Source organism: Domibacillus tundrae (assembly GCF_000970675.1).
Taxonomy (GTDB): domain Bacteria; phylum Bacillota; class Bacilli; order Bacillales; family Domibacillaceae; genus Domibacillus; species Domibacillus tundrae.
In genome coordinates this window covers 1-8,986 of the sequence record NZ_LAJA01000038.1, presented here as the reverse complement: position 1 = coordinate 8,986, position 8,986 = coordinate 1, and the positions used below count along the sequence as shown (strand labels likewise).

The following is an 8,986-nucleotide window of genomic DNA, read 5'->3' as shown; positions in this document are numbered from 1 at the left end:
TTGATTGCTCAATTGTTTCTGTATAAAATGACGAGCATCTTACAATAGAAGTTTCTTGCTTAAAACGTTGACGTTTTTATTGATTTTGTTCAGTTTTCAATGTTCAATTCAGCTTAGCGCCTTTGTCATAAAACGTAAGACAGCGACTTTAATATAATACCAATATGAATCAAATTCGTCAAGTATTATTTTCAATTTCTTTTTTGCTGTCTTAGCTTCCTCTAACAGCGACGCTAATTAATATAACATTACGTAACAGATGAGTCAATGATTTATTTCGAAAAATAATTAATCTTTTGTCACGTGATAATAACGATGGAAAATCCCTTGCCCTTTTGTCTGAACAGACACCACACGAACAAGCTGTCGATCAATTAAATATTCTATTAATGTCACAAGATCTACCGCATAATGCCTTACTTCTTCATGATTTAGCAATTCACTAATGCTCCACCATTCTTTTTCTTTCATCAGCGTCAGTAAATGATCTGCTCCACGTTCAGTTCGGGAATGAATTAAAAATTCACTCGCTAAAAAAAGCAGTTCCAGTCTTTTTTGCAAGTTCTCATCACTTGTTAAAAGTTCTTCGTACAGTTTATAGATGCCGGGCTCAATATGGCGAACTTGATTCCACACAGTCAATTCCGGGTAAAGTCCATTTTCAATGACAGAAAGCCGCGCCAAATGGTGCAATGAATGCAGTACGTGATTATATGCGTCTAAAAAATGGGCATCATTAAAAAATGCTTTCCCGTCTGTGTAACGTTTAATTAATTTCGCAAATTCAATCGTCATTTTAATTTTGCGGCCGTAAAATGGAAAATCGCGCATTTCCGTTTTCAACTCTTGTACATATTCGTTTCGATCAAACAAAATCCGACCATGATAAAGCCATTCAATGACTTTCCGGTTTGTGCCTAACAGAAGCCACTCTTTTAATTGTGCTTCTGTTATGATATACATAGAAGCTGTTTCTTCATTCCAGTCCCCATAGTGTTTAATAAAAACAGCTTCTTCCGCTTCTTTAACAATGATAAGCAAAATAGAATCAAAGTTTTCAGTAAACGCTCGGTTTTGTTCGTTTTTCTGTATAGCCAATACACCGAGTGTATTTTGCTGACTTGTCCGTTCTTGATATAAAGGGCGCAGTAAATCTTCCACTTCCTTTTCCTCCAGACATTTAAATTTCGTTTTGTTTAGTTTCGACATAAAATGTCGAATTCCTGCCGCAAGCGGGAAGAGATTATATGATATAGTATTGAGTGGGAGGATGAAACGATGGCAAAAAAATATTCAAGTAAAATTAATAAAATCCGCACATTTGCGTTAAGCCTTATTTTTATTGGATTTATTGTGATGTACGGCGGTATTTTCTTCCGGGAGAACTTCCTCGTCATGACGATCTTCATGCTGCTTGGTCTTTTATGCATTGTGGCTAGCACCGTTGTGTATTTCTGGATCGGTATGCTGTCGACCAGAGCGATACAAGTTGTTTGTCCGAACTGCGGGAAGCCGACTAAAGTGCTTGGACGTGTCGATATGTGCATGTACTGCAACGAGCCGCTTACACTGGATCCTTCTTTGGAAGGAAAAGACTTCGATGAAAAGTATAATCAGAAAAAAAGCCTTGATTAATCAGACTCACAAAAAAATCTCCATCCCGAAAAGGGTGATGGAGGTTTTTTAGTGCAAATCTTTATGATGACATTCCGTGCATGTTCCGTAGACTTCCATACGGTGATGGCTGATTTTAAAGCCTGTTACGTGCGCTGCAAGCTGCTCTACTTCATCAAGACCCGGATAGTGGAAATCAACAATTTTGCCGCATGTTTCGCAGATCACGTGGTAGTGCTCTGTTGTAACGAAATCAAAACGGCTTGATGTATCGCCGTACGTTAATTCTTTTACGAGACCTACTTCACGGAACACACGCAAATTATTGTATACAGTGGCAACACTCATATTTGGAAACTTTCCTTCAAGCGCTTTATAAATATCATCAGCGGTCGGGTGCGTCATCGACTCGACGAGAAATTCAAGAATCGCATGGCGTTGAGGTGTAATGCGGACACCGGTTTGCTTCAGGGCATCAAGCGCATCTTTCAACTGATCATGGGATTCATGGACATGTGTGTGTGACAAGGACCTACACCTCTTTTCTTTTTGAAAAGGATTATTACTTTATAATCTTTATAAACAGTTTACTCGCAAATGAGTATGATTGTCAATGGAAAAGAAAAACCGGCTTAGCGTTGGTTTCAGAGTGTAGACAAAGTTAGAAAGCAGGCTGATTGAAAACGCTTGTCTTTCAAGGAACGCCGCCGGTTGGGAAGCGGAGTGACCTTTTGGGGGTCATGAGCATTCACACACGGCAAGCAACGCCGAAAGCGAGCGTTTGTCAACAGCCTGAAACCGGCTTCGCGCCGGTTTAGTACCCTCTCTCCACGTCAATGACATTCTCATAATCCCCACCATCGATAAAACAGCGGAGATTATGTTCAAAAATCACCATTGCTCTTGGAACGTACTGCTTTGTCACACTGGAAATGTGAGGCGTAACCGTGATGGCCGGATGACGCCAAAATGGATGGGCTTCAGGGAGCGGCTCTACCGGGAATACGTCCAAGTACGCATGTGCAATTTCCTCATCATTAATCGCAGAAAGCAAAACCAGTTCCGAGACAAGGTCACCGCGCCCAATATTGATAAATGCAGCCGTATTTTTCATCGTTTCAAAGTGTTCTGGCTGTAGCAGACTGATCGTTTCTGGCGTACTCGGCAAAACCGCCACAACAAAATCCGCACTGAGAACAGCCGACTCAAGTTCATAAATCGTAAAAATTTGATCAAACCCTTCAGCATGTTGCCCGCTTTTATTAACACCGGTTGTTGTCATCCGGAATGCTTTTGCAAGCCTGGCGATTTCTTGACCGATCGCTCCTGTTCCCAGAATCGTCACTTCTTTTCCGGCCAACTCCTGAAGCGGCAGCTGCTTGTTCCACGTTTCTGACTGTTCGAGCGTATGCAGCTCAGCAAACCGCTTGACGTGATTCAGCATGAAACCGAGTGTGAATTCCGCCATTGGAATCTTATGTATACCACGAGCATTTGTCACAAGAATGTCTCGGTCTTTAATCGCTTGAAGCGGCATTTCTTCAATACCAGCCGACGCCACCATAATCCATTTAAGAGACTGGCACTCATGAATACGTTCTTCTGTCAGATCACTCCCGAATGTCACCAAAATTTCCGCTTCATGGAGCGATTGAGCTTCATCCAGCTGCTTATAAAACGAAAACGTTTCGTTTGGAAATTTTTTCTGAAGATCCGCTTGAATATCCCGCGGCGGGCGAAATGTAAATACGATGTTCAACGAAGTCCCTCCTTAGTTTAACGCTTTTACTGCTTCAAGCGTTTCTTCTACATGTCCTTTTACACGAACTTTCCGCCATTCTTTTGCAATAATGCCTTCTTTATTAATTAAAAAACTCGAGCGTTCAATACCCATATATTCTTTGCCGAAGTTCTTTTTCAGCGTCCAGACGCCGTACAGTTCTGCTGCAGTTTGTTCTTCATCTGCGAGCAAAGTAAAAGGCAATCCATGTTTTTCAATAAATTTCTGATGGCGCGCAGCCGGATCTGGACTAATGCCAATAATGACCGTCTCGTATTGGGCAAAGACGCTGTTCTGATCCCGGAAGTCACAAGCTTCTGTCGTGCAGCCCGGCGTCATGTCTTTCGGATAAAAATAAAGAACAATATTTTTCCCTTTAAAGTCAGCAATGTTAACCATCTCGCCCCGCTGATCCGGCAATGTAAAAATCGGTGCCAGTTTTCCTGTTAAATTCTCCACAAGAATCCCCCTTTTTCTTTTAGCGTAGCGAATCGGGTTGAAATTGGCAACTGTAGAGCCGTACGTTGATTCCTTTTTCGAAGAAGTCTACAATGAAACAGAAAAAAGAATCAGGAGGCCATACGTTATGAAGTTTTCAAAGTCAGATGCACTTCACGAAGAAGCGCTTAAACATATTGTTGGTGGCGTGAACAGCCCGTCCCGTTCCTACAAGGCAGTTGGCGGCGGCTCACCTGTGGCAATGGCGCGCGGCGCGGGCGCTTATTTTTGGGACGTAGACGGGAATCAATATATTGATTATTTAGCGGCATACGGCCCGATTATTACTGGACATGCTCATCCCCATATTACGGAAGCCATTACAAAAGCAGCACAAAACGGCGTTTTGTTCGGTACGCCGACCGAGCATGAAGTGATCTTTGCCAAAAAGCTGAAAAAAGCGATGCCGGCACTGGATAAAGTCCGATTTGTGAATAGCGGCACCGAAGCCGTTATGACGACAATTCGCGTGGCGCGCGCATATACAAAGCGTGATAAGATTATTAAATTCGCCGGCTGCTATCACGGCCACTCGGACCTTGTCCTCGTTGCTGCCGGCAGTGGTCCGTCTACACTCGGCACCCCCGATTCTGCCGGCGTGCCGAAAAGCATTGCGCAGGAAGTCATTACCGTTCCATTCAATGAAACGGGTCCATTAAAAGAAGCGCTCGAAAAATGGGGTGATAACGTAGCCGCGGTCATGATCGAACCGATCGTTGGCAACTTCGGTATTGTAGAACCAAAGCCTGGCTTTTTAGAAGAAGTAAAACGGCTCACTCATGAAGCGGGCGCGCTGCTTATTTTCGATGAAGTGATTTCTGCTTTCCGTTTTATGTACGGCGGCGCCCAGGATTTACTCGAAGTAACACCCGACTTAACGGCACTCGGCAAAATTATCGGCGGCGGTTTGCCAATCGGCGCTTACGGCGGCCGCGTGGATGTAATGGAAGAAGTGGCGCCGCTTGGTCCTGCGTATCAGGCGGGGACGATGGCCGGCAATCCAGCTTCAATGCTGTCCGGTATCGCCTGCCTCGAAGTGATTGAACAGGATGGTGTTTACGAGCAGCTTGATCGTCTTGGCGCCATGCTTGAAGAAGGACTCTTACAGGCCGCAGCAAAGGCAAATGTCCCCGTGACCATTAATCGTCTGAAAGGTGCGTTAACGGTTTACTTTACCGATCAACAAGTGGTGAATTACGATCAGGCAGAAGCAACAGATGGCGAGCTCTTTGCAAGATTCTTTAAGGAAATGCTGCATCGCGGCATTAATTTAGCTCCATCAAAATATGAAGCCTGGTTTTTAACGACCGCCCACACAGAAGAAGATATTCAAAACACCATTCGCGCTGCGGAACAAGCATTTGCTGCGCTTTCATAACGAATGAAAAGATCGTCTCTATAAAAGAGGCGTTTCTTTTTCATTTTTCTGTTACTTGCAATGCCTTCTTTTCCGTTGTATAGTACAGTTTGTTTGACCCACAGGGATTTTCGGTAAACACGTATCAATACAACTATTCAGGAAAGGAACTATACATCAAATGAAGCTGGGTGCCCGCATTTTCAAAACGGGAATTGCCATTGTTTTAGCCCTTTACATTGCACAATGGCTACAATTGCCGTCACCGGTTTTCGCCGGAATCGCGGCTGTTTTTGCTATTCAGCCGAATATTTACCGTTCTTATTTAACGGTAGTGGAACAAATTCAAGCAAACGTGATCGGTGCCGCGATCGCTATTTTATTCGTACTCGCTTTCGGAAATCATATTATTATCGTTGGACTCGCAGCGATTATTGCCATTATTATTCTGCTTAAATTTAAGCTTGAAAAATCCGTTAGTATCGCTCTTGTGACAATCATCGCAATTATGGAAGTCCAAAACGATCAGTTCGTACAATTCTCGATGATCCGTATGTTTAATATTTCAATCGGCGTTTTATCTTCATTCCTTGTGAATTTGGTCTTTTTGCCACCTAAATATGAAACGAAGCTGTTCTCATCCCTTAACCAATTGAGCGAAGAAGTTTTAAAGTGGATTCGGATCACCTCCCGAAACGCGTCGGAATCTCATTTGCTGAAAAAAGACATGGCTAAACAGCGCGAAAAATTGATTAAAATCGACAACATGTTTTTGCTGTACAAAGAAGACCGGACCCCGCTGAAGAAAAATCTCCGGGCAAAGCAGCGAAAAATTGTCCTCTATCGGAAATTGATTTTAACGACCCGCCGGAGCATGGATATTTTACAGCGGCTCAATCAATATGAAAATGAGCTTCACCATTTAAACCCTGAATTGCTGCGTACAATGCAGGATCATCTTGACTGCCTTGTCAGCTACCATGAACATTTGCTTCTCCGGTTTGTCGGCAAAGCAAAAACGACTGAAACGTCTGAAGAGCTGTTTGAGCCGTGTATGAACCGGGATGAGTTTATGCATATGTTTACAGATGAAATATACAAGGACAATAAAGAAGAATTAACATCATCGATTCATCTTCTCCACATTGTATCGTCGATTTTGGAATATGGGGAGAAGCTCGAACACCTTGATCATCTAATGACAAGCTTTTATAAATATCATAAAGATGACGAAGCGCCTGAATATGAAGAAGAATAAAAAAGCGATGCCGGCTTAGGCATCGCTTTTTTATTGGTCCAGCTGCTGGACTTGAAACAGCCTCCAGTAGCCGCCTTGTTTTTTCATCAATTCATCGTGCGAACCGTCTTCAATCACTTCACCATGTTCAATCAAAATAATCCGGTTCGCATGGGTAATCGTTGACAGCCTGTGGGCAACAATAAACGTTGTCCGTGTTTTTGCCAGCGACTCAATGGCCTCTTGAATAAGATGCTCGCTCTCCAAATCAAGTGCCGACGTTGCTTCGTCCAAAATAAGAAGCGGCGGATTTTTCAGGAACACGCGGGCAATGGCCACACGCTGCTTTTGACCGCCGGACAATTTGACCCCGCGTTCACCGACCTTTGTTTCATAACCGTTCGGCAGCGCCATAATGAAGTCATGTGCGTTCGCTGCTTTGGCTGCTTCGATCACTTCTTCATCCGTCCCCTCTGGGCGGCCAAGCAAAATATTTTCCCGAACCGAATCGCTAAACAAAATGTTGTCCTGCAGCACCATACCAATTTTATCACGCAATGAGCGGACGTTAAAATCACGGATGTCGGTGCCATCAAGCAAAATCCGTCCATCTGTTACATCGTAAAAACGTGGAATTAAGCTGACGAGTGACGACTTGCCGCCGCCGCTCATTCCGACAAGCGCCACCGTTTCTCCTGCTTTCACATGTAAATCAACATCTTTAAGCACCAGTTCTTCTCCTTCGTCATAACGAAAATGAACGTGGTCAAACATGATGTCCCCTTTTACGTCGCGGCATTCAATCGCTTCCGGTTTATCGGTTATATCGTATTTTTCATCAAGCAGCTCAAATACGCGGTCCATGGAAGCGATTGCCTGCGTTAACGTCGTCGATGAATTAACGAGACGGCGCAGCGGATTGTACAAACGATCAATGTACGCAATAAACGCCGCCATTGTCCCGACGGTTAAGTTCCCCTCAATAACTTGAATACCAGCATAACCGATGACTAAAAGTGGCGCGATATCGGTCATTGTATTGACGACGGCAAATGCTTTTGCGTTCCAAGCTGTCTGGTCCAGCGCTTTTTGCAGGAAATTTTTGTTGTGTGTTCGAAAACGCTCCTGTTCAACCGGTTCAATGGCAAAACTTTTAATAACCGGCATTCCTTGGACGCGTTCATGCAAGTGACTCTGTACTTCTGCGAGAGCCTGTGAACGGACGCGGGTCAAATGGCGCAAATTACCGAAAAAATATTTGACGCTCAGTGCGTAAAACGGAAACACAACAAGTGCCACAAGCGTTAATTTCACGTCCATTGTCATCATAATCGCAGCAGCAATGACAATGGTTGCCGCGTCAAGCCAGACATTCATCAGCCCGGTAATGACAAAGTTTTTCGTTTGTTCCACGTCGTTGATCACACGCGAGATCACTTCACCTGCGCGCGTATTGGCATAATACTTAAAGCTGAGTTGTTGAATGTGTGCAAACAGGCGATCTCGGATGTCATATAAAATTTTACTGCCTGTCCACTGGGCAAAGTATTGCCGGTAATATTCAACCGGATACCGGACGATAACGAACAAAATGAGCATAAGTCCGATTAACCAGTAAAGCTGTTCTTTTTTTTCCGCTGCACTCATCGACCCGCCAACAATGTCATCAATAACATATTTGATCAATATTGGCAGCAAGAGCGGAATACCAAATTTAATGATGCCAATCAACAATGTCCCGGCAATCTGCCACTTGTATGGCTTGACAAATTGCATATATCGTTTGATAACGCCCATCCCTTATCCCCTTTCTTTCCACAACGAAAAAACCTGTTGAACACTTCAACAGGCATTCAGCGGCATAGCTGTGAGTATTTCCCATAACAGCGCTCGATAAATCCGGGCGAAAATGGACCTTTCTGCTGCTCAATCAATTGAAGCAGGTGATCCATATTGCGCCGCAAAATTTTATCAATGACCTCTGGATAGTTCATCTCGTGGCTATGCTGTCGGTACTCGTCTTCATCAAGTAAAATGTACGTCATATCCGGAAAAACCTTTACGTCAAGATCATAATCAATATACTTGAGCGCACCGTGGTCAAACACGAATGGCGAACTAATATTGCAGTAGTAATGGATGCCGTCTGCGCGAAGCATGCCGATTACATTAAACCATTTACGTGTGTGAAAGTAACAGATTGCCGGCTCACGTGTCACCCACGTCCGCCCGTCTGATTCTGTTACAATCGTCCGGTCATTTCCACCAATAACAATATTTTCAGTTGCTTTTACGACAACTGTTTCTTCCCACACCCGATGAATGCGGCCATTATGCTTGTAACTGTGAATCTGCAACGATTCACCTTCTGCAGGAATCTCCATCGTTGTCCCCTACTTTCTAGCGTCACATGCTGTTTTATATTCCCTTTTCGCAAGGACGGTAAAACATTCATCTTCTATTATAACGATTAACTGCTCAAATGAAAACAAATGAAGCC

At 43.8% G+C, this 8,986-nt stretch carries 9 protein-coding genes; 3 read left to right on the top strand and 6 right to left on the bottom strand.

The genetic code is table 11. The features are described from left to right. Positions 1-288 precede the first annotated feature (288 nt). Entirely contained in the window at positions 289-1,161 is an 873-nt protein-coding gene (locus VQ00_RS17090) for a nucleotidyltransferase-like protein (protein ID WP_046181337.1), read from the bottom strand. A 117-nt stretch (positions 1,162-1,278) separates the two neighbouring features. Between VQ00_RS17090 and VQ00_RS17085 the strand changes: the two genes are divergently transcribed. Continuing rightward, positions 1,279-1,635, top strand: coding sequence for a YgzB family protein (locus VQ00_RS17085; RefSeq protein ID WP_046181336.1), 357 nt, complete (start codon positions 1,279-1,281; stop codon positions 1,633-1,635). A gap of 48 nt (positions 1,636-1,683) precedes the next feature. On the opposite strand, the gene perR is transcribed toward VQ00_RS17085, so the two are convergent. The 3 genes from perR to bcp all read right to left on the bottom strand — a co-directional run bounded on the left by perR (position 1,684) and on the right by bcp (position 3,853). Then, a complete protein-coding gene (perR, locus tag VQ00_RS17080; protein WP_046181335.1) occupies positions 1,684-2,142 on the bottom strand; it encodes a peroxide-responsive transcriptional repressor PerR in 459 nt (152 codons plus the stop codon). Positions 2,143-2,428: 286 nt separating this feature from the next. After that, entirely contained in the window at positions 2,429-3,373 is a 945-nt protein-coding gene (locus tag VQ00_RS17075; protein ID WP_046181334.1) for a D-2-hydroxyacid dehydrogenase, read from the bottom strand. A gap of 12 nt (positions 3,374-3,385) precedes the next feature. Then, positions 3,386-3,853, bottom strand: a complete 468-nt coding sequence (gene bcp / locus VQ00_RS17070; RefSeq protein ID WP_156154114.1) for a thioredoxin-dependent thiol peroxidase — start codon at positions 3,851-3,853, stop codon at positions 3,386-3,388. A gap of 127 nt (positions 3,854-3,980) precedes the next feature. Here bcp and VQ00_RS17065 point away from each other — a divergent pair, with 127 nt between their 5' ends. Then, positions 3,981-5,270 (top strand): glutamate-1-semialdehyde 2,1-aminomutase, encoded by a 1,290-nt coding sequence (locus VQ00_RS17065; protein WP_046181333.1) that lies wholly within the window; start codon positions 3,981-3,983, stop codon positions 5,268-5,270. A gap of 160 nt (positions 5,271-5,430) precedes the next feature. After that, positions 5,431-6,507, top strand: coding sequence for an FUSC family protein (locus tag VQ00_RS17060; RefSeq protein WP_046181332.1), 1,077 nt, complete (start codon positions 5,431-5,433; stop codon positions 6,505-6,507). Between the two features lie 30 nt (positions 6,508-6,537). Here the strand turns inward: VQ00_RS17060 and VQ00_RS17055 are convergent, their stop codons facing one another. Then, positions 6,538-8,283 carry an ABC transporter ATP-binding protein gene (locus tag VQ00_RS17055; RefSeq protein WP_046181331.1) on the bottom strand — a complete coding sequence of 582 codons (1,746 nt, stop codon included), beginning with the start codon at positions 8,281-8,283 and terminating at the stop codon, positions 6,538-6,540. A gap of 56 nt (positions 8,284-8,339) precedes the next feature. Further along, positions 8,340-8,870, bottom strand: coding sequence for a nucleoside tri-diphosphate phosphatase (ntdP, locus tag VQ00_RS17050; protein ID WP_046181330.1), 531 nt, complete (start codon positions 8,868-8,870; stop codon positions 8,340-8,342). Positions 8,871-8,986: the final 116 nt, after the last annotated feature.

Coding starts and splice junctions, on each gene's coding strand:
- VQ00_RS17065 (WP_046181333.1), top strand. CDS start 3,981: ATGAAGTTTTCAAAGTCAGATGCACTTCACGAAGAAGCGCTTAAACAT.
- VQ00_RS17055 (WP_046181331.1), bottom strand. CDS start 8,283: ATGGGCGTTATCAAACGATATATGCAATTTGTCAAGCCATACAAGTGG.
- ntdP (WP_046181330.1), bottom strand. CDS start 8,870: ATGGAGATTCCTGCAGAAGGTGAATCGTTGCAGATTCACAGTTACAAG.
- VQ00_RS17060 (WP_046181332.1), top strand. CDS start 5,431: ATGAAGCTGGGTGCCCGCATTTTCAAAACGGGAATTGCCATTGTTTTA.
- VQ00_RS17085 (WP_046181336.1), top strand. CDS start 1,279: ATGGCAAAAAAATATTCAAGTAAAATTAATAAAATCCGCACATTTGCG.